This is a genomic window from Mycobacterium paraffinicum, from assembly GCF_001907675.1.
GTDB lineage: Bacteria > Actinomycetota > Actinomycetes > Mycobacteriales > Mycobacteriaceae > Mycobacterium > Mycobacterium paraffinicum_A.
The window spans coordinates 93271-111988 of the sequence record NZ_MPNT01000018.1 but is presented as its reverse complement, the minus strand read 5'-3'; the positions used below and the strand labels follow the sequence as shown (position 1 = coordinate 111988).

General features: G+C 68.3%; 19 protein-coding genes and 1 pseudogene. 12 read left to right on the top strand and 8 right to left on the bottom strand.

The genetic code is table 11. The features are described from left to right. Positions 1 to 56: 56 nt before the first annotated feature. The gene (locus BRW65_RS19535) at positions 57 to 641 is read right to left on the bottom strand and encodes a DUF3558 domain-containing protein (protein WP_073877470.1); all 585 of its coding nucleotides are present in this window, start codon (positions 639 to 641) and stop codon (positions 57 to 59) included. Positions 642 to 787: 146 nt separating this feature from the next. On the opposite strand from BRW65_RS19535, the gene BRW65_RS19530 reads away from it, so the two are divergent. From BRW65_RS19530 to truB, 3 genes are read left to right on the top strand one after another with little or no spacing between them, the layout of a single operon-like run. Beyond that, a complete protein-coding gene (locus BRW65_RS19530) occupies positions 788 to 1765 on the top strand; it encodes a metallophosphoesterase family protein (RefSeq protein ID WP_073877468.1) in 978 nt (325 codons plus the stop codon). After that, positions 1762 to 2442, top strand: coding sequence for a 4'-phosphopantetheinyl transferase PptT (gene pptT, locus BRW65_RS19525; protein ID WP_073877466.1), 681 nt, complete (start codon positions 1762 to 1764; stop codon positions 2440 to 2442). The genes BRW65_RS19530 and pptT overlap by 4 nt, the downstream gene beginning before the upstream one ends. Further along, positions 2439 to 3344: a tRNA pseudouridine(55) synthase TruB gene (gene truB / locus BRW65_RS19520; RefSeq protein WP_073877464.1), complete on the top strand. Its 906-nt coding sequence runs from the start codon at positions 2439 to 2441 to the stop codon at positions 3342 to 3344. Before pptT ends, truB begins: the two co-directional genes overlap by 4 nt. A gap of 4 nt (positions 3345 to 3348) precedes the next feature. Here truB and BRW65_RS19515 read toward each other — a convergent pair whose 3' ends face one another. Then, complete coding sequence (locus BRW65_RS19515) at positions 3349 to 4173, bottom strand: SHOCT domain-containing protein (protein WP_073877462.1); 825 nt, start codon at positions 4171 to 4173, stop codon at positions 3349 to 3351. Positions 4174 to 4336: 163 nt separating this feature from the next. On the opposite strand from BRW65_RS19515, the gene BRW65_RS19510 reads away from it, so the two are divergent. Beyond that, positions 4337 to 5527 carry a lipid-transfer protein gene (locus BRW65_RS19510; RefSeq protein ID WP_073877460.1) on the top strand — a complete coding sequence of 397 codons (1191 nt, stop codon included), beginning with the start codon at positions 4337 to 4339 and terminating at the stop codon, positions 5525 to 5527. 31 nt (positions 5528 to 5558) lie between these two features. Here the strand turns inward: BRW65_RS19510 and mntR are convergent, their stop codons facing one another. Beyond that, positions 5559 to 6251 carry a manganese-binding transcriptional regulator MntR gene (mntR, locus tag BRW65_RS19505; protein WP_073877458.1) on the bottom strand — a complete coding sequence of 231 codons (693 nt, stop codon included), beginning with the start codon at positions 6249 to 6251 and terminating at the stop codon, positions 5559 to 5561. A 101-nt stretch (positions 6252 to 6352) separates the two neighbouring features. On the opposite strand from mntR, the gene BRW65_RS19500 reads away from it, so the two are divergent. Beyond that, positions 6353 to 7330 carry a bifunctional riboflavin kinase/FAD synthetase gene (locus tag BRW65_RS19500; protein ID WP_073877456.1) on the top strand — a complete coding sequence of 326 codons (978 nt, stop codon included), beginning with the start codon at positions 6353 to 6355 and terminating at the stop codon, positions 7328 to 7330. Positions 7331 to 7353: 23 nt separating this feature from the next. Here the strand turns inward: BRW65_RS19500 and BRW65_RS19495 are convergent, their stop codons facing one another. Together BRW65_RS19495 and BRW65_RS19490 are read right to left on the bottom strand one after the other, a co-directional pair. After that, on the bottom strand, positions 7354 to 7839 hold the full coding sequence (locus BRW65_RS19495; RefSeq protein ID WP_073877454.1) for an SRPBCC family protein: 486 nt from the start codon (positions 7837 to 7839) through the stop codon (positions 7354 to 7356). Positions 7840 to 7842: 3 nt separating this feature from the next. Continuing rightward, positions 7843 to 8184: an ArsR/SmtB family transcription factor gene (locus BRW65_RS19490; protein ID WP_073877498.1), complete on the bottom strand. Its 342-nt coding sequence runs from the start codon at positions 8182 to 8184 to the stop codon at positions 7843 to 7845. A 170-nt stretch (positions 8185 to 8354) separates the two neighbouring features. Between BRW65_RS19490 and rpsO the strand changes: the two genes are divergently transcribed. The 4 genes from rpsO to BRW65_RS19470 all read left to right on the top strand — a co-directional run bounded on the left by rpsO (position 8355) and on the right by BRW65_RS19470 (position 13561). Continuing rightward, entirely contained in the window at positions 8355 to 8624 is a 270-nt protein-coding gene (gene rpsO / locus BRW65_RS19485; RefSeq protein ID WP_003878661.1) for a 30S ribosomal protein S15, read from the top strand. Positions 8625 to 8930: 306 nt separating this feature from the next. Beyond that, a complete protein-coding gene (locus BRW65_RS19480) occupies positions 8931 to 11198 on the top strand; it encodes a polyribonucleotide nucleotidyltransferase (protein WP_073877452.1) in 2268 nt (755 codons plus the stop codon). Then, entirely contained in the window at positions 11176 to 12531 is a 1356-nt protein-coding gene (locus tag BRW65_RS19475; protein ID WP_073877450.1) for a M16 family metallopeptidase, read from the top strand. Before BRW65_RS19480 ends, BRW65_RS19475 begins: the two co-directional genes overlap by 23 nt. Positions 12532 to 12535: 4 nt before the next feature. Next, positions 12536 to 13561 carry a nitronate monooxygenase gene (locus BRW65_RS19470; RefSeq protein WP_073877448.1) on the top strand — a complete coding sequence of 342 codons (1026 nt, stop codon included), beginning with the start codon at positions 12536 to 12538 and terminating at the stop codon, positions 13559 to 13561. On the opposite strand, the gene ald is transcribed toward BRW65_RS19470, so the two are convergent. Continuing rightward, the gene (gene ald, locus BRW65_RS19465; RefSeq protein ID WP_073877446.1) at positions 13558 to 14673 is read right to left on the bottom strand and encodes an alanine dehydrogenase; all 1116 of its coding nucleotides are present in this window, start codon (positions 14671 to 14673) and stop codon (positions 13558 to 13560) included. The genes BRW65_RS19470 and ald overlap by 4 nt on opposite strands. 207 nt (positions 14674 to 14880) lie before the next feature. On the opposite strand from ald, the pseudogene BRW65_RS19460 reads away from it, so the two are divergent. Further along, a pseudogene (locus BRW65_RS19460) lies at positions 14881 to 15381 on the top strand (flavin-containing monooxygenase); the annotation flags it as partial. Here the strand turns inward: BRW65_RS19460 and BRW65_RS19455 are convergent. Together BRW65_RS19455 and BRW65_RS19450 are read right to left on the bottom strand one after the other, a co-directional pair. Further along, positions 15368 to 15880 (bottom strand): GNAT family N-acetyltransferase, encoded by a 513-nt coding sequence (locus BRW65_RS19455; RefSeq protein ID WP_073877444.1) that lies wholly within the window; start codon positions 15878 to 15880, stop codon positions 15368 to 15370. The pseudogene BRW65_RS19460 and the gene BRW65_RS19455 sit on opposite strands and share 14 nt — an antisense overlap. Next, positions 15877 to 16452, bottom strand: a complete 576-nt coding sequence (locus BRW65_RS19450) for a TetR/AcrR family transcriptional regulator (RefSeq protein WP_139273184.1) — start codon at positions 16450 to 16452, stop codon at positions 15877 to 15879. The genes BRW65_RS19455 and BRW65_RS19450 overlap by 4 nt, the downstream gene beginning before the upstream one ends. A 172-nt stretch (positions 16453 to 16624) precedes the next feature. Here BRW65_RS19450 and BRW65_RS19445 point away from each other — a divergent pair, with 172 nt between their 5' ends. Both BRW65_RS19445 and BRW65_RS19440 read left to right on the top strand, forming a co-directional pair. Continuing rightward, positions 16625 to 17632, top strand: coding sequence for a Rieske 2Fe-2S domain-containing protein (locus BRW65_RS19445; RefSeq protein ID WP_073877440.1), 1008 nt, complete (start codon positions 16625 to 16627; stop codon positions 17630 to 17632). Continuing rightward, positions 17629 to 18711: an NAD(P)H-dependent amine dehydrogenase family protein gene (locus BRW65_RS19440; RefSeq protein ID WP_073877438.1), complete on the top strand. Its 1083-nt coding sequence runs from the start codon at positions 17629 to 17631 to the stop codon at positions 18709 to 18711. Before BRW65_RS19445 ends, BRW65_RS19440 begins: the two co-directional genes overlap by 4 nt. Positions 18712 to 18718: the final 7 nt, after the last annotated feature.

The following is an 18718-nucleotide window of genomic DNA, read 5'->3' as shown; positions in this document are numbered from 1 at the left end:
GGCGGGTCGCGCCGCGGTGATACTCACGGTGCCCAGGTTAAGGCCCCGGCGTCCCGTCAAAACTTGTAGTAAGGCGCCAGGTCGTTGGCACGCTGCAGATTGGTGGACATGCAGTCCACCTCAGGGTTGGAGTAGACCGTCGAGTAATACAGCGCCTGCTGCAGCACGCCGTAGCCGGTCTTGAACGCGACCATGCAGGAGTAATACCAGTAGCTGTTGTGATACGTCGGCTTGAGCACCCAGTACTGCGCGGCGCGGTGGCCCGCGATGGTGGTTTCGACGGCGTCGGGCGGCAGCGTCTCGTCGTAGGTGCGCCAGACGATCGGCTCGACGGCCACTTGGTAGTTCCCCGCGTCGAAGTGGCAGCGCAGGCCGTCCTCGTGCTCGGGCGGGGTGAAACCCAGCCCGAGCCGCTGGATCACGTCGAACGGGATGTCCTCGCACGCGTCGAACGGGCGCGGGTCGGTGGTCGCCACGATCGGGCTCTTCATCGTGGTCTCCATCGGGGCCGCCGTCGAGCGCAGCTCGACGCGCCCGCCGCCCGCCGGCCCCGGGGTGGCCCCCAGCCATCCCGCCGTGCCTGCGACGGCCGCTGCGACCAGGGCCCCCACCGCCCCGATCAGACGCACCTTGGCGAACACGACACCCCCTGACGGCTCGGCGCTTCCTGCCGGGAGTGTACAAGTCGCGTCGGTAAGGCCACAGGGAAACAAGAACACGTTCTAATGACGCGGGCAAGGGCCGGTCCCGACGGGCCCGGGACTCCGGGTCATTAGGCTGGTTAATCGTGGCTGGTCAAAATGCGGGGCACGAATCGCCCAACGGGGGACAACCGACGCTGTGGGCCGTGTCCGACCTGCACACCGGTCATCTCGGCAACAAGCCGGTCACCGAATCCCTGCACCCGTCCTCGCCGGACGATTGGCTGATCGTCGCCGGCGACGTCGCCGAACGCACCGACGAGATCCGCTGGGCGCTTGACCTGCTGCGCCGGCGCTTCGCGAAGGTCATCTGGGTGCCCGGCAACCACGAGTTGTGGACCACGACGCGCGACCCCGTGCAGATCTTCGGCAAGTCCCGCTACGACTACCTCGTCAACATGTGCGACGAAATGGGCGTGGTCACCCCCGAACACCCCTTCCCGGTGTGGACCGAGCGCGGTGGCCCCGCGACGATCGTGCCGATGTTCCTGCTCTACGACTACAGCTTCTTGCCCGACGGGGCGACGAGCAAAGCCGAGGGCCTGACCATCGCGCGGGAGCGCAACGTGGTCGCCACCGACGAATTCCTGCTCTCGCCGGAGCCGTATCCCACCCGGGAGGCCTGGTGTCAGGAGCGGCTCGCCGCCACGCGGGCCCGCCTCGAGCAACTCGACTGGATGACGCCGACGGTCCTGGTGAACCACTTCCCGCTGGTGCGTGAGCCCTGCGACGCGCTGTTCTACCCCGAGTTCTCGCTGTGGTGCGGAACCACCAAAACCGCCGACTGGCACACCCGGTACAACGCCATCTGCTCGGTCTACGGCCACCTGCACATCCCACGCACCACCTGGTACGACGACGTGCGCTTCGAGGAGGTGTCGGTGGGCTACCCGCGGGAGTGGCGGCGCCGCAAGCCGCACAGCTGGCTGCGCCAGGTGTTGCCCGATCCGCAATACGCGCCCGGCTACCTCAACGACTTCGGCGGCCACTTCGAGATCACTCCCGAGATGCGGCAACAGGCCGCGCAGTTCCGGGAACGGTTGCGGCAGCGACAAAATCGATGACCGAGCAGTTGCTGGTCTCCTCGGTACTGCCCGACGCGGCCGAGCTGGCCTACGCCGAGCTGTATTCCGACCCGCCCGACCTGGCCCCGCTGCCCGAAGAGGAGCCGCTGATCGCCAAGTCGGTCGCCAAGCGGCGCAACGAGTTCATCACCGTCAGGCACTGCGCACGCGTCGCGATGGGCGAGCTCGGCCTGCCACCGGTGCCAATCCTCAAGGGCGAGAAGGGCGAACCGTGCTGGCCCGACGGCGTGGTGGGCAGCCTCACCCACTGCGCGGGCTACCGCGGCGCGGTCGTGGGCCGCACCGAGGCGGTGCGCTCGGTGGGCATCGACGCCGAACCACACGACGTGTTGCCCGACGGCGTGCTGAACGCGATCAGCCTGCCCGAGGAGCGCCACGAGATGGCGGCCTTGCCCGCGGGCCTGCACTGGGATCGAATCCTGTTCTGCGCCAAGGAAGCAACGTACAAGGCCTGGTTTCCGTTGACCAAACGCTGGCTCGGATTCGAGGACGCCCACATCGTGTTCGACCTCGACCCGCCCGACGGCGGGACCGCCGGGGTGTTCGTGTCCAAGATCCTGATCGACGGGCGGGCCCTCGACGGCCCACCGCTGACCGCGCTGCGGGGCCGATGGTCGGTGGAGCGGGGACTGGTGCTGACCGCCATCGTGCTATGACCCCGAGCCCTGTCGGTCCTGGGCTCGGTCCTGGATTGGTCGTCGTCGACAAGCCGTCCGGGATGACCAGCCACGACGTAGTGGGGCGCTGCCGCCGGATCTTCGCCACCCGCAGGGTGGGGCACGCGGGGACGCTGGACCCGATGGCCACCGGCGTGCTGGTGATCGGCGTCGACCGCGCGACCAAGATCCTCGGCCTGCTGACTGCCGCCTCCAAGTCGTACGCCGCCACCATCCGGCTCGGCCAGACGACCAGCACCGAGGACGCCGAAGGGGAAGTGCTGCAAACCATCTCGGCCGCGCACCTGACGCGCGCGGCGATCGACGCCGCGGTCGCCGGCCTGCGTGGCGACATCGAGCAGGTGCCGTCGGCGGTCAGCGCCATCAAGGTGGACGGCCGGCGCGCGTATCGGCTGGTTCGCGAGGGCCGGGCCGTCGAACTTGCGGCCCGGCCGGTCCGCATCGACCGGTTCGAGGTGTGCGACGTGCGGCCCGCCGGTGAGTTCGTCGACGTCGACGTCGAGGTCGACTGCTCGTCGGGAACCTACGTTCGCGCGCTGGCCCGCGACGTCGGTGTCGCCCTCGGGGTGGGTGGGCACCTGACGGCCCTGCGGCGGACCCGCGTCGGCCGCTTCACGCTGGAGGGGGCCCGCTTGCTCGACGACCTGGCCGAGCGCCCGGCGCTGTCGCTGACCCTCGACGAGGCGTGCCTGCTGGTCTTCCCGCGTCGCGACCTGACCGCCGAGGAGGCCGAGGCCGCCGCCAACGGGCGGGCGCTGTCGCCGGCCGGGATCGACGGCGTCTACGCCGCCAGCGACGCCGACGGCCGGGTGATCGCGCTGCTGCGTGACGAGGGTTCGCGGACCAAGTCGGTGGTGGTGATCCGCCCGGCGACGCTCTGACCCGTCAGAGTCGGCTGAGCAGTTCGGCCTTCTTCGCGGCGAACTCCTCGTCGGACAGAATGCCGCGCTCGTGCAAGCCGGCCAGCGATTCGATGGCCGCGACGATGGCCTGGGAGTTTCCGGAATCCTCCGGCGGACCGGACGCGGGTTTGGCCGCCGGTACCTCGGGTGGGAATTGCACCTCGGGCGTGAGTTGCGGCGGGCCGGACTGGTATTGCGCTTGGTAGCCGGGGGCGGGTGGCGCGGCTTGGGACTGCGCCGCCTGGTGGCTACCGACCTCATGCAGACTCGACACGCCGAAGGCGCCGAACTGGCTGGTGAAGCTCACCGAGCTGTAGCCGGCGCCCTGCTGCTGTTGCACACCGCTTATTTGGTGCTCGCCGGTATCGAAAATCCTTGTGACGCCGTTGATGTGGATCGCCAGCCGCCGCGTGCTCGGGAAGAACGCGTAGCGCACGTCGTTCTGGCCGCCGACCGAGCTCGGTACCCCCAGGTCGGCCGGCCACCAATTGTTCGAGGCGAACGCGGCCGGGGAGTGCCGGGGCGGGGCGGGAAACACCGCGGTGGTGGCGAGCAGGTGGGCCAACTCGTTGCACAGCGCGTCGACGCGGGCTTTGAGCGCGTTGTCGAACATGTTGCCGACCATCGTCATGCCGCCCCGCATCCATTGCCCGTTGCCGCCGAGTTCGGGGATGGAGAACTGGGCCATGGTGCCGCCCCCGACGCGCAGTGCGACAAGCATCGAAAGCACCGCTTCTTGGGAGAGCCCATGGCGCTGGGCGATCTCGGCGATCGCGCTGGCGGCCTCGGGAGTAACCGTCGCCTTCATGGTCCTGATCTTTCGTCGTGGGTACTGGTTCGAGCCTACGCAAAATGGTCGCAATGAGGATGGGGTGACGGCGCCGCAAGCGGGGTTCCGGCCCGCCAACCCGCACGGCTAAGCTGCCGACCAGACGGGTGTCAAAATGCCCACCGTTCGGAAGGCGCGAGCTATGTCCAACAAGGTGTACGTCGTCGGCGTCGGCATGACGAAATTCGAGAAGCCGGGCCGCCGCGAGGGCTGGGACTACCCCGACATGGCGCGCGAGTCGGGCACCAACGCGCTGGCCGACGCGGGCATCGACTACCGCGAGGTGCAGCAGGGCTACGTCGGCTATGTCGCCGGCGATTCGACGTCCGGGCAGCGTGCCCTCTACGAGTTGGGCATGACGGGGATTCCGATCGTCAACGTCAACAACAACTGCTCGACCGGCTCCACCGCGCTTTTCCTGGCGGCGCAGGCGATCCGCGGCGGCATCGTCGACTGTGCCATCGCGCTCGGCTTCGAAAAGATGCAACCCGGGTCGCTGAGCGGGGGCGCCCAGGACCGCGAATCGCCGATGGGCAAGCACGTCAAGGCGATGGCGGAGATCGACGAGTTCGCGATGCCCGTCGCGCCCTGGATGTTCGGCGCCGCCGGCCGCGAACACATGCGTCAATACGGCACCACCGCAGAGCATTTCGCCAAGATCGGCTACAAGAATCACAAGCACTCGGTCAACAACCCGTTCGCGCAGTTCCAGGAGTCCTACACGCTCGACGACATCCTGGCGGCGCGGATGATCTCCGACCCGCTGACCAAGCTGCAGTGCTCGCCCACCTCCGACGGTTCGGGCGCGGCGATCCTGGCCTCGGAGAGCTTCGTCGACAGCCACGGGTTGGCCGGCCAGGCCGTGGAGATCGTCGGTCAGGCCATGACGACCGACTTCGAATCGACCTTCGACGGAAGTGCCAAGAACCTGATCGGCTACGACATGAACGTCCAAGCCGCGCAACAGGTTTACGATCAATCTGGGCTGGGCCCCGAGGACTTCCAGGTGATCGAGCTGCACGACTGCTTCTCAGCCAACGAACTGCTGCTGTACGAGGCGCTGGGACTGTGCGGCCCGGGGGAGGCGCCCAAGCTGATCGACAACGGCGACACCACCTACGGCGGGCGCTGGGTGGTCAACCCGTCGGGCGGCCTGATCTCGAAGGGGCATCCGCTGGGCGCGACCGGGCTGGCGCAGTGCGCCGAGCTGACCTGGCAGCTGCGGGGCTCCGCGGACAAGCGTCAGGTCGAGGGCGTGCGCGCCGCGCTGCAACACAACATCGGTCTGGGCGGCGCGGCCGTCGTCACCGCCTACCAGCGCGCCGAGCGGTGAGTGGCGCGGGGCACCCACCCCCCGCTAAGAGCTAACCCACCACCCAGATCGCCCGCGCGGCCGGGCTGCCGAGGTCGACCGTCGTCTCGGCGCCATCGCCGGAGTCGATTGCCACCGAGATCATTCCGGCGAATTCCCGGCGGGTCAGGACCCGCAGCTGGGAGTCGAGGTTGATGCCGACGTCGGCGAAATAACGCAGCATCTGCGGGTCGGCGTCGGAGATGCGGGCGACCGTCCCGGTGTCGCCGTCGTCGCACGCCCAGAGCTGTCGCGCAGGCGGGGTGGGCACCTGCCCGTCCGGGGCCGGGATCGGGTCCCCGTGCGGGTCGCGTTGCGGGAACCCCAGTTTGGCGTCGATGCGGGCGACCAGCCGATCCGACACCGCGTGCTCGAGCACCTCGGCCTCGTCGTGCACCTCGTCCCAGCCGTAGCCGAGCTCGTTGACCAGGAAGGTCTCCAGCAGCCGATGCCGGCGCACCATCGCCAGCGCCGCCCGCCGGCCCGCCTCGGTCAGCGACACGGCGCCGTACTTCTCGTGGTCGACCAGGCCTTGCTCGGCAAGTTTGCGGATCGACTCCGAGGCGGTGCTGGCCGACACCCCGATCTTCTCGGCCAGCATCTTGGTGCTGACCTTCTCGACCGACCATTCCTGCGCGTTCCAGATGGCTTTCAAATAGTCCTGGCCGACCGCGGTGAGACCGCCACGCTCTTCGTCAGCCTTCACAACGAGAAAGTTTAGGCAACCCAGGCCCGATCGTGTGCTCCTCGCCACCGTCGCGCAGGCGGATCTCCCGGTGGACCGCCGCGCGCCGTAGGCTTGCGGTCGTGCAGCGGTGGCGCGGCCAAGACGAGATCCCCACGGACTGGGGCAGGTGCGTACTCACCATCGGTGTGTTCGACGGTGTGCACCGGGGCCACGCCGAGCTGATCGCGCACGCGGTGAAAGCCGGCCGCGCCCGCAACGTGCCGACCGTCCTGATGACCTTCGACCCGCACCCGATGGAAGTGGTCTACCCGGGCAGCCACCCGGCGCAGCTCACGACGCTGACGCGACGCGCCGAGCTGGTCGAGGAGATGGGCATCGACGTGTTCCTGGTGATGCCGTTCACCAGCGATTTCATGAAGCTGACTCCGGAGCGCTACGTCCACGAGCTGCTGGTGGAACACCTGCATGTCGTGGAGGTCGTGGTGGGGGAGAACTTCACCTTCGGCAAGAAGGCCGCCGGCAACGTCGAGACGCTGCGGCGCGCGGGGGACCGGTTCGGGTTCGCGGTCGAGGCGATGTCGCTGCTCTCGGAGCACCACAGCAACGAGACCGTGACGTTCTCCTCCACCTACATCCGGTCCTGCGTCGACGCCGGTGACGTGGTGGCTGCCATGGAGGCGCTGGGCCGTCCGCACCGCGTCGAGGGCGTCGTCGTGCGGGGCGAGGGGCGGGGCATGGAGCTGGGATTCCCGACCGCCAACGTGGCGCCGCCCATGTATTCGGCGATCCCGGCCGACGGCGTGTACGCCGCCTGGTTCACACTGCTCGGGCACGGGCCGGTGACCGGCACCGTCGTCCCGGGGAAGCGCTACCAGGCCGCGGTGTCCGTCGGCACCAACCCGACCTTCTCCGGGCGCACCCGCACCGTCGAGGCGTTCGTCCTGGACACCACGGCCGACCTCTACGGCCAGTACGTGGCGTTGGACTTCGTATCGCGCATCCGCGGGCAGCACAGGTTCGACTCGGTCAAGGACCTCATCGACGCGATGGGCAAGGACACCGAACGGGCCCGCACGACCCTGTCGGCCCAGGACTGATTGGCCGGAGACGGCAAGAGGCGTCAGGAAACGACCAGGTCGTCGATCTGGTTGATGGCCGACGACGCACCCTCCACGACACCCATGTCCAGCACCTGCTGGAGCGCCTCGGCGGACGAGTAGGTGCTCACGTACGTCGCGCGGGTGCCGCCGTTGTGCTCGGCGAACGTGTAGACATTCCTCGAGACCGGCAGGTCGGGGTTCGGGTTGAAGTCCGGGTCGGCGAAGCCGTCGAGGAAGGAGAAGCTGGTCGGCTCGTCAACGGCCGTGATCTCCCAGTAGCCGGCGTACTTTTCGCCGTCCGGGCCGGTCATGAAGTACGTGGTGCGACTGCCGGGCGTGAGGCTGTGGTCGACGACGGTCGCCGGATGGGACGGCGGGCCCCACACCTTCTCCAATTGACGCGGGTCGGCGTACACCTGCCAGATTCGGGCCACCGGGGCGGCGAAGTCCGCCGTGATGGTCAGCGTCAGGTTGTCCGGGTCGTGCTGGACATCGGTCACGGGCATGGTTCAGTCCTCCTGGGTTGGGTCGGATGCGATGAGTTCGTCGACGCGTGCGATGCGATCGCGCCAGAGAAGTTCCAACTCGCCGAGCATCGCGGCCACCGACCGCACGGCCGCCACGTCACCGCTGGCCAGCTGCTCGCGACCGCTTCGCCGTTTGGTGATCAGGCCGGCCTTTTCCAGCACGACGACGTGTTTTTGCACCGCTGCGAAGCTCATGTCGTACTTGAGTGCCAGCGCGGACACCGAGTGTTCCCCGGCCAGTGTCCGGCGCATGATGTCGCGCCGGGTTCGGTCGGCGAGCGCATGGAACAGGGCGTCCACCCGGTCTTCCTGGTCTACGGTCACCAACACAACATACAACCAAATGGTTGTATGTTGTCAAGGGTGTGGTCCTGGCCTGCGATTTCATCCGACGTCGCCGCCGCTGATAGACTCGCGAGCCGATACGGCGTGTGCTGCAGTCCGCGGCGGCCACGCACGAGAATTTCGCGGCACCGATTGATGGAGATGTTTTCGTGGCGCTGACCGCCGAGCAGAAAAAGGAAATCCTGGGCACCTACGGCCTGCACGACACCGACACCGGTTCCCCGGAGGCGCAGGTCGCGCTGCTGACCAAGCGGATCGCCGACCTCACCGAGCACCTCAAGGTGCACAAGCACGACCACCACTCGCGGCGGGGCCTGTTGCTGCTGGTCGGGCGCCGGCGCCGGCTGCTCAAGTACGTCGCCCAGATCGACGTCGAGCGGTATCGCTCGCTGGTCGAGCGCCTGGGCCTGCGCCGCTGACCCGGGTCTACTGACCTCTACGTCCGCCCGTGTAGAGTGGGAGCGTTCTGGGCCGGTTCGGCCCGAGCGAACGGTGCGGCCACGCAGATCCGCGTGTGCCGTTCCAGCGTGTCATGACGGGAGCAGCCCAGTCTGTATCGGGCGGTCTTCGGTAGTGGCTGCCGGGCTCCCCGGATCTGGGGCAGGTCGGCCGCTTCGATCGATGGCCGTAGCCGCATTCAGACTTTTTCCTCTCGTAGGAAGCTCTCGGGTTTAAGCGTGACGACGCGAAATAGCTGAATACCCAGAGAGGCCATACGGACACCCATGTCTGTAGCTGAAATTGACGAAGGCGTCTTCGAGGCGACCGCCACCATCGACAACGGGAGCTTCGGCACCCGCACCATCCGTTTCGAGACCGGCAGGCTGGCCCAGCAGGCCGCCGGAGCCGTCGTCGCGTACCTCGACGACGAGAACATGCTGCTCTCGGCGACCACCGCCAGTAAGAGCCCCAAGGAGCACTTCGACTTCTTCCCGCTGACCGTGGACGTCGAGGAGCGGATGTACGCCGCCGGGCGCATCCCCGGCTCGTTCTTCCGCCGCGAGGGCCGGCCCTCCACCGACGCGATCCTGACCTGCCGGCTCATCGACCGGCCGCTGCGCCCGTCGTTCGTCTCCGGGCTGCGCAACGAGATCCAGGTCGTGGTCACGATCCTGAGCCTGGACCCCAACGACCTGTACGACGTGCTGGCGATCAACGCCGCGTCGGCGTCCACCCAGATAAGCGGCTTGCCGTTCTCCGGCCCCATCGGGGGCGTGCGGGTGGCGCTGATCGACGGCACCTGGGTCGCCTTCCCGACGGTCGACCAGCTCGAGCGCGCCGTGTTCGACATGGTGGTCGCGGGCCGCATAGTCGGCGAAGGCGACGCAAAAGACGTGGCGATCATGATGGTCGAGGCGGAGGCCACCGACAAGGTCATCGAACTGGTCGAGGGTGGCGCCCAGGCGCCGACCGAGACCGTGGTGGCCGAGGGCCTGGAGGCCGCCAAGCCCTTCATCGCCGTGCTGTGCGCCGCCCAGCAGGAGCTGGCCGACGCGGCCGCCAAGCCCGTCGGTGAGTACCCGACGTTCCCGGACTACGCCGAAGACGTCTACTACTCGGTGGCGTCGGTGGCCACCGACGAGCTGGCCAAGGCGCTGACCATCGGCGGCAAGGCCGAGCGCGACGCGCGCACCGACGAGCTGAAAGCCGAAGTGTTGCAGCGGCTCGCCGAGACCTACGAGGGTCGGGAGAAGGAGGTCAGCGCCGCGTTCCGCTCGCTGACCAAGAAGCTGGTCCGCCAGCGCATCCTGACCGACCACTTCCGCATCGACGGCCGCGGCATCACAGACATCCGCGCCCTGTCGGCCGAAGTCGCCGTGGTCCCGCGGGCCCACGGCAGCGCGCTGTTCGAGCGCGGCGAGACGCAGATCCTGGGGGTGACCACCCTGGACATGGTCAAGATGGCCCAGCAGATCGACTCACTCGGGCCGGAGACCTCCAAGCGGTACATGCACCACTACAACTTCCCGCCGTTTTCCACCGGTGAGACCGGCCGCGTCGGCTCGCCTAAGCGGCGTGAGATCGGGCACGGCGCGCTGGCCGAGCGGGCGCTGATTCCCGTGCTGCCCAGCGTCGAGGAGTTCCCGTACGCCATCCGTCAGGTCTCGGAAGCGCTGGGCTCCAACGGCTCGACGTCGATGGGATCGGTGTGCGCGTCCACCCTCGCGCTGCTCAACGCCGGGGTGCCGCTCAAGGCGCCGGTAGCCGGCATCGCGATGGGCCTGGTCTCCGACGACGTCGAAGTGGACGGCAAAACCGAGCGCCGCTTCGTCACGCTGACCGACATCCTGGGCGCCGAGGACGCGTTCGGCGACATGGACTTCAAGTGCGCCGGCACCAAGGACTACGTCACCGCCCTGCAGCTGGACACCAAGCTCGACGGGATCCCGTCGCAGGTGCTCGCGGGTGCGCTGGCCCAGGCCAAGGACGCGCGCCTGACGATTCTCGAGGTCATGGCCGAAGCCATCGACGGGCCCGACGAGATGAGCCCCTACGCGCCGCGGGTCACCACGATCAAGGTCCCGGTGGACAAGATCGGTGAGGTGATCGGACCCAAGGGCAAGGTCATCAACGCCATCACCGAGGAGACCGGCGCGCAGATCTCCATCGAGGACGACGGCACGGTGTTCGTCGGCGCCACCGACGGGCCCTCGGCACAGGCCGCGATCGACCGGATCAACGCCATCGCCAACCCGCAGCTGCCGACGGTCGGCGAGCGGTTCCTTGGAACCGTCGTCAAGACAACGGATTTCGGCGCGTTCGTGTCGCTGCTGCCCGGACGCGACGGCTTGGTGCACATCTCTAAGCTGGGCCGGGGCAAGCGGATCGCGAAGGTCGAGGACGTCGTGAACGTCGGCGACAAACTGCGTGTCGAGATCGCCGACATCGACAAGCGCGGCAAGATCTCTCTGGTTCTGGTGGAGGAAGACAGCTCGGCCCCGGCCGACGCCCCGGCGGCCGCACCTGCCGATGCCGCGACAGCCAGCAGCTGAGCGGGCCGCGGCCCTGCGCCGCGGCAAGCACACCCTTGAGGTCGAACCCTCGACCGCGCTGCGCCGCAGCACGCTTCCGGGCGGCCTGCGCGTCGTCACCGAGTACCTGCCGGCGGTGCGTTCGGCCTCGGTCGGGGTCTGGGTCGGCGTCGGATCGCGGGATGAGGGCGCCTCCGTGGCGGGGGCGGCGCACTTCCTCGAGCACCTGCTGTTCAAGTCGACGCCCACCCGCAGCGCCGTGGACATCGCGCAGGCGATGGACGCCGTCGGTGGGGAGCTGAACGCCTTCACCGCCAAGGAGCACACCTGCTACTACGCGCACGTGCTGGACAGCGACCTGGAGCTGGCGGTCGACCTGGTGGCCGACGTGGTGCTCAACGGCCGCTGCGCCGCCGAGGACGTCGAGCTGGAACGCGATGTGGTGCTCGAAGAGATCGCGATGCGCGACGACGACCCCGAGGACGCGCTGGGCGACATGTTCCTGGGCGCGATGTTCGGTGACCACCCGGTGGGCCGGCCGGTGATCGGCACGGCGCGGTCGGTGTCGTCGATGACCCGGACGCAGCTGCACTCCTTCCATGTGCGGCGCTACACGCCGGAACGCATGGTGGTCGCGGTGGCCGGCAATGTCGACCACGACGAAGTGGTCGCGCTGGTGCGCGAGCACTTCGGGCCGCGCCTGGTCCGTGGGCGCCGGCCGATCGCCCCGCGCAAGGGTGCGGGGCGGGTGACCGGGCGGCCCGGACTGATGCTGGGCAACCGGGACGCCGAGCAGACCCACGTCTCGCTGGGCGTGCGCACCCCGGGGCGTGGCTGGCGGCATCGCTGGGCGCTGTCGGTCCTGCACAGCGCGCTGGGCGGCGGCCTGAGTTCCCGCCTGTTCCAAGAGGTTCGGGAGTTGCGCGGGCTGGCCTACTCGGTCTACTCGACGGTCGACATCTTTGCCGACAGCGGCGCGCTGTCCGTCTACGCCGCCTGCCAGCCCGAGCGGTTCGCCGAGGTGATGCAGGTGACCAACGAGGTCCTCGAGTCCGTGGCCCGCGACGGCATCACCGAGGCGGAGTGCCGCATCGCCAAGGGATCGCTGCGGGGCGGGCTGGTCCTCGGCCTGGAGGATTCCAGCTCGCGAATGAGCCGGCTGGGCCGCAACGAATTGAACTACGGCGAGCACCGCAGCATCGAGCACACCCTGCGGCAGATCGACCAAGTGACCGTCGAGGAGGTCAACGCGGTGGCCCACCGGCTGCTGAGCCAGCCGTACGGCGCCGCGGTCCTGGGCCCGTACCCCTCCAAACGGTCACTGCCCCAACAACTTCGGGCGATGGTAAATTAACCCCGTGGTACTGGGCTTTTGGGACATCATGGTGCCCATCGTGGGCGCGCCGATGGCAGGCGGACCGGGCACGCCCGAGCTGGCCGCGGCGGTGTCCAACGCGGGTGGGCTCGGGTTCGTCCCCGGCGGCCACCGCAGCGCGGACCGTTTCGCCGAGGACATCGCCGCCGCACGCGCGGCGACCACCGGCCCGCTGGGCGTCAACCTCTTCGTGCCGCAACCCAGCGTCGCCGACTGGATGGCGCTGGACTACTACGCCGAAGAACTCGAGGAGATCGCCGACTACTACCAGGTCGAAGTCGGCCACCCGCAGTACGGCGACGACGACGACTGGGAGCGCAAGCTCGAGGTGGTGGCCGACGTGCGGCCCGAGCTGGTGTCCTTCACCTTCGGGGTGCCGCCGCCCGACGTCATCCGGCGGCTGGGCGCGCTCGGCCTGCTGGTGATGGTCACGGTGACCTCGCCGTACGAGGCCGGGGTGGCCGTCTCCGCCGGCGCGGACAGCCTGATCGTGCAGGGCCCGGACGCGGGCGGGCACCGGGGCACCTTCGCGCCCGACATGGAGCCCGGCAACGAATCGCTGCACCACCTGATCGACCGCATCCGCCACGCCCACGACGTCCCGATCATCGCGGCGGGCGGCCTGGGCAACGCCCGGGATGTCGCCGCCGTGCTGCAGCGCGGCGCGGTGGCCGCACAGGTCGGTACGGCGCTGCTGCTCAGCGACGAAGCGGGTACCAGCACCGCGCACCGCACCGCCCTGAAGAACCCGGTTTTCGGCACCACCGTCGTCACCCGCGCCTTCTCCGGCCGCTACGCGCGGGGCTTGGAGAACAACTTCACCCGCCTGCTCGACAACGTGGCGCCGCTGGGCTACCCGGAGGTCAACCAGATGACCTCCCCGATCCGCGAGGCGGCGGCCGCCATGGAGGACCCGAACGGCATCCCGCTGTGGGCCGGAACGTCCTTCAAACAGGCGCAACCCGGGCCGGCGGCCGACATCATCGCCAGCCTGGTCGAGGCCGATTAGGCCAGTAGGCTCGCCGGATCGGTGAACGGCAGACCCAGGTCGGTGCCCACCCGCTCGGACAGCAGCGCACCGTCATGCGTCGAAAGGCCTTTGGCCAGAGCGGGATCCGACCGGCACGCCGCCTGCCAGCCGCGGTCGGCCAGTGCCAGCACGTAGGGCATTGTCGCGTTGGTCAGCGCCACGGTCGACGTCTTGGGCACCGCACTGGGCATGTTCGCCACGCAGTAGAACTGGGTGTCGTGCACGGCGAACGTCGGGTCATCGTGCGTGGTCGGCCGCGAATCGGCGAAACAGCCGCCCTGGTCGATCGAAATGTCGACCAGGACGGCGCCCGGCTTCATCTGCGCCACAAGCGAATTCGAGACCAGCTTGGGCGCCTTTCCGCCGGGGAGCAGGACCGCCCCGATCAACAGGTCCGCGCGCGTGACGGTGCCCTCCAGCTCGTAGGCCGACGAGTAGCGCGTGCGAACCTGTCCGCCGAACTCCGCGTCCAGGAGCCGAAGTTTGCCGATGTTGACGTCGAGCACCGTCACGCTCGCGCCCATGCCGTTGGCGACCCGGGCGGCGTTGTAGCCGGCCGTACCGGCGCCGATCACCACCACGTCCGCGGGTTTGACGCCCGGGACCCCGCCCATCAGCACCCCGCGGCCGCCGTGGGACCGCATCAGATGGTAGGCGCCGGCCTGCGCCGAGAGCCGGCCGGCGACCTCGCTCATCGGGGCCAACAACGGGAGCGCGCCATCGGCGGCCTGCACGGTCTCATAGGCGATTGACGTTGTGCCCGAAGACAACAGCGCCTCGGTGCAGGCGCGGGACGCGGCCAGGTGCAGATAGGTGAACAACACCTGGTGGGGGCGCAGCAGGCCGTATTCGGACGCGATCGGTTCCTTCACCTTCAGCAGCAGATCCGCCTCGGCCCACACCTGTTCGGCCGAGCCGGCCAACTGGGCGCCCGCCGCCTTGAATTCCTCGTCGGGGACGGACGATCCGTCCCCGGCGCCGGCCTGGACGAGCACCTCGTGGCCGCGGCGGGTCAGTTCGGCGACGCCGGCGGGCGTGATGGCCACCCGGAATTCGTTGGCCTTGGTCTCGGTCGGTACGCCGACGCGCATGGTTGCCCCTTGTCTTGGAGGTTCGCCCTCAAGTGTGGAGAAAGTTGGGATAGGCCGCAATCGGGGTTCCAGCGGCGCGCGCCGTGACTATGATCCGCGCATGACCGACCCCTGCGTGACGGGAACCGTGCACGTCGACGCGCGACCCGGGGCGGTGTTCACCGGGCATAACGCGAGCGCGAAACGGCGCTGGGGCACCACGTGCACGGCGTCCTGCACGAGGCGGACGTCATCGTGCTCGCCACCGGGTTCGACACCCACGCGTTCTTCCGGCCGATGCTAGTGATCGGCCGCGACGGCATCACCGCCGACGACGTGTGGCGCGACGGCCGCCGCGCCTTCCGGACGGTGGCGTTGCCGGGCTTCCCCAACTTCTTCATGATGCTGGGGCCGCACAGCCCGGTCGGCAACCTCGCGCTGACCACGGTCGCCGAATCGCAGGCCGACCACATATTGCGCTGGATTCAGCGTTGGCGCCGTGGCGAATTCGACACGGTGGAGCCGACCTGGCCGGCGACCGAAAGCTTCAACGCCAAGCTGCGCGCCGCGATGCCCGACACGGTGTGGACCACGGGCTGCGACAGCTGGTATCTCAACAAGGACGGGGTACCCGAGGTGTGGCCCTTCACGCCGGGTGAACATCGCGCGATGCTGGCCAGCACCGATCTCGGCGAGTACGACCTGCGCCGACACGTCACCGCCGGCTGAGCCGATAGCCCAGGTGGGTGACGCTGACACCGGGCAGCGGCTCCCAATTCCGGGTACGTCCGTCGGGGTGAAAGCCGTTGCGCTCGTAGAACCCTCGCGCCCGCGTATTGTGCTCAGCGCACCACAAGACGACGTCCCCCAACGGGCTTTCACGCAGCGCCGTGGCGAGCAGTCGCGCGCCGACACCGCGCCCTTGGGATTCTGCCGCGACGTACAGCGAGTCGAGTTCTATTTGTTTTGGATTCGCGGGATCTGGGCCGAAGATGGTCATACCGATTGTCGCCGAACCGGATTCGGCGAGCCACATGCTCCAGTGACGGCGTTGCAGGATGCGCGGGTAGGCGAGGATGGCCCAGCGCCGCGCCGATCCAAGGACGTCGAGTGTGGAGTCGGCCAGCATGCCGGCCCAGGACTGGCGCCAGACCGGATAGTGCATCTCGGCGACCGGGGTGAAATCACCCGGTCCGGCTCGGCGGATCGCGAGGCCGCCGGTGGTCACGGCCTGGACTGCTCCAGGTAGGCCGCCAGCGCGTTGGTCAGGCCCCGCCGCGCCATGTCCAGGTCGGCGTACGAGCCGAGCTGGCGCTCGGAGACCAGCCCGCGCATCGCGCCGGGGATCAGCGCGGCCACCTCGCGCACCCGATCGGGGTCGACGTCCAGGCCGGCGAACGCGTTCTGGCAGGTTTCCAGCCAGCTCTTGCCCCAGGAGAACAGCTCGGCGGCGGTGCGCGGGAACAGGCGCTCGAGCTCGCCGGGGTCGCGGGGGAGCGCCGCCCGCAGGTTCTCGATCGCGCGCGAGTCCGCCGACGCCAGCCCGTTGTAGAGGGTGTCGATGATGGCGCCGACCCGCTCGCGCAGGGGCGCATCGGGTGAGATCGGCGTCGACAGCGTGGAAAAGGTCGCGGCGCGCCGCTCGGCGGTGCGGTGCAGCACCGCCGCCCAGAACCCGTCCGTGTCGCCGAACTGGTATTGCACGGCGCCCCAGGTGGCGCCGATCTCCTTGGCGATCCGATTGGCCGAAACCGAGCCCGGGTCACCGGAGGCCAACGACGTCAGCGCGGCTTCGAGCATGCTCTCGCGCGTGGCGTTGCCACGGCGGTTGGGGCGCCGGTTCGCGGTTCCGGCCCCGCTCACCTGCCGAGTCATTTGCCGAGCCTATCGCGCAGGGCGCTGAAAGTTTCATAGAGGGTACTTTGATTTGTTGACGGCCCGGCCTATCATTCGTTGCAAGGAGGGATCCCGCATGGCTAAGCCGCCCTTGTCGATGAAACCAACCGGCTGGTTCCAGGTCGCCTGGTCGGACGAGATCGGTGTCGGCGACGTGCACAAGATGAAGTACTTCGGCCAGGAAATGGTCGCCTGGCGGGCCGAGTCCGGGCAGCTCACCGTCATGAACGCCTACTGCGAACACCTCGGCGCGCATCTGGGGTACGGCGGCAAGGTCGTCGGTGAAGTCCTGCAGTGTCCTTTCCACGGGTGGCAGTGGAGCCAGGAGGGCCGCAACGTCTGCATTCCCTACCAGGATCGGCCCAACCGTGGCCGGCGCATTCGCACCTACCCCGTGGTGGAACGCAATTCGTCGGTCTACATCTGGCACGACGTCGAGCGCCGCGACCCGTACTTCGAGGCCCCCGACGTATTCGGCGCGTTTCACGACGGCAGCAGCGCCGACGGCTACTACCCGCAACAGCGGTTGTACCGGCCGGCCCTGGAGCTGCACCCGCAGTACGTGCTGGAAAACGGTGTCGACTTCGCGCATTTCAAGTTCGTGCACAACACGCCCATCGTGCCGGTCTTCACCCGCCACGAATTCGCCGAGCCGGTGTCCTTCGTCGACTTCACCATCACGTTCGAGGGTGACGACGGACAGAAGATCGAGGACGTCAACAGCGGCGTCGAGGCCGTCAACGGCGGGTTGGGCATCGCGGTGACCAAGAGCTGGGGAATGATCGACAACCGCACCATCTCCGCGGTCACCCCGGTCGACGAGTTCACCTCCGATGTCCGGTTCATGGTCTACATCGGTCGCACGCCGGGTAAGGATCCGGGCCGCGCCGAGCGCAAGGCGGCCGAGTTCGGCCGCGAGGTGATCCGCCAGTTCGAGCAGGACATCGAGATCTGGCAGCACCAGCGCTACTCCGACCCGCCGGCGCTGGCCACCGACGAGTACGAAGGCTTCACCGCAATTCGCAAGTGGGCCAAGCAGTTCTATCCCGAGGCATTCGCATCACAGGAAGGCTCCATGCAATGAGTAGCTCGCCGATTCGTGTCTTCCAGGTCGGAAGCGGAAACGTCGGTTCGGAGATGATCAAGCGGATCGCCACCTATCCCGACCTCGAACTCGTTGGCGTGCATTGCTATTCACCGGAGAAGGTCGGTAAGGACACGGGCGAGTTCGTCGGCGGGGCGCCCAACGGGGTGAAGTTCACCGGCTCCGTCGACGAGATCATTGCCGCCAAGCCCGACGTGCTCACGTTCCACGGGGTCTTCCCCGACGAAGACCTCTACGTACGGGTGCTCGAGGCGGGCATCGATATCGTGACCACCGCCGACTGGATCACCGGCTGGCACCGCGACAAGAACCACCCGCACCCGTCGGGCAAGCCGGTGAGCCAACTGTTGGCCGAGGCGTGCGAATTGGGCGGCGCGACGTTCTACGGGACGGGAATGAACCCGGGCCTCAACCAGATACTCGGCGTGGTGTGCTCGGCCGACGTCGCCGACATCGAGAACGTCACCACCATCGAGTCCGTCGACGTGTCATGCCACCACTCCAAGGACACCTGGATCGAGGTGGGCTACGGCCAGCCGGTCGACGATCCGGAGATCCCCTCGAAGCTGGAGAAATACACCCGCGTCTTCGCCGACAGCGTGTTGATGATGGCGGACTGCTTCGACCTGCCGCTGGACGAGGTGAAGTTCAGCTACGAGCTGGGCGCCTGCACCAAGGACGTGGACCTGGGCTGGTACACGCTGCCCAAGGGCTCGCTGGGCGGCAACTACATCAAGTACCAGGGCATGGTGGACGGGGTGCCCCGGGTCGAGACGCACCTGGAGTGGCAGATGACGCCGCACACCGACCCGAGTTGGAATATCAAGGGCTGCTACATCACTCAGATCAAGGGCGACCCGTGCATCTATAACAAGCACATGATCTTCCCCAAGCCCGGCGTGGACCTGTCGAACCCGGACAACTTCGCCTCCATCGGCATGACCGTCACCGGCATGCCCGCGCTGGCCTCCATCAAATCCGTCGTGGCGGCGCCGCCGGGGCTCATCACCAGCGCCGACCTGCCGCTGCGCGGGTTCGCGGGGCGGTTCAAGAGGTAACCGCGCG

Bases quoted from the DNA above. Each gene is read 5' to 3' on its own strand.
- pptT (WP_073877466.1), top strand. From the start codon at position 1,762: ATGACCGAGCAGTTGCTGGTCTCCTCGGTACTGCCCGACGCGGCCGAG.
- truB (WP_073877464.1), top strand. From the start codon at position 2,439: ATGACCCCGAGCCCTGTCGGTCCTGGGCTCGGTCCTGGATTGGTCGTC.
- BRW65_RS19515 (WP_073877462.1), bottom strand. From the start codon at position 4,173: ATGAAGGCGACGGTTACTCCCGAGGCCGCCAGCGCGATCGCCGAGATC.
- BRW65_RS19510 (WP_073877460.1), top strand. From the start codon at position 4,337: ATGTCCAACAAGGTGTACGTCGTCGGCGTCGGCATGACGAAATTCGAG.
- BRW65_RS19495 (WP_073877454.1), bottom strand. From the start codon at position 7,839: ATGCCCGTGACCGATGTCCAGCACGACCCGGACAACCTGACGCTGACC.
- BRW65_RS19480 (WP_073877452.1), top strand. From the start codon at position 8,931: ATGTCTGTAGCTGAAATTGACGAAGGCGTCTTCGAGGCGACCGCCACC.
- BRW65_RS19475 (WP_073877450.1), top strand. From the start codon at position 11,176: ATGCCGCGACAGCCAGCAGCTGAGCGGGCCGCGGCCCTGCGCCGCGGC.
- ald (WP_073877446.1), bottom strand. From the start codon at position 14,673: ATGCGCGTCGGCGTACCGACCGAGACCAAGGCCAACGAATTCCGGGTG.
- BRW65_RS19450 (WP_139273184.1), bottom strand. From the start codon at position 16,452: ATGCTCGAAGCCGCGCTGACGTCGTTGGCCTCCGGTGACCCGGGCTCG.
- BRW65_RS19445 (WP_073877440.1), top strand. From the start codon at position 16,625: ATGGCTAAGCCGCCCTTGTCGATGAAACCAACCGGCTGGTTCCAGGTC.
- BRW65_RS19440 (WP_073877438.1), top strand. From the start codon at position 17,629: ATGAGTAGCTCGCCGATTCGTGTCTTCCAGGTCGGAAGCGGAAACGTC.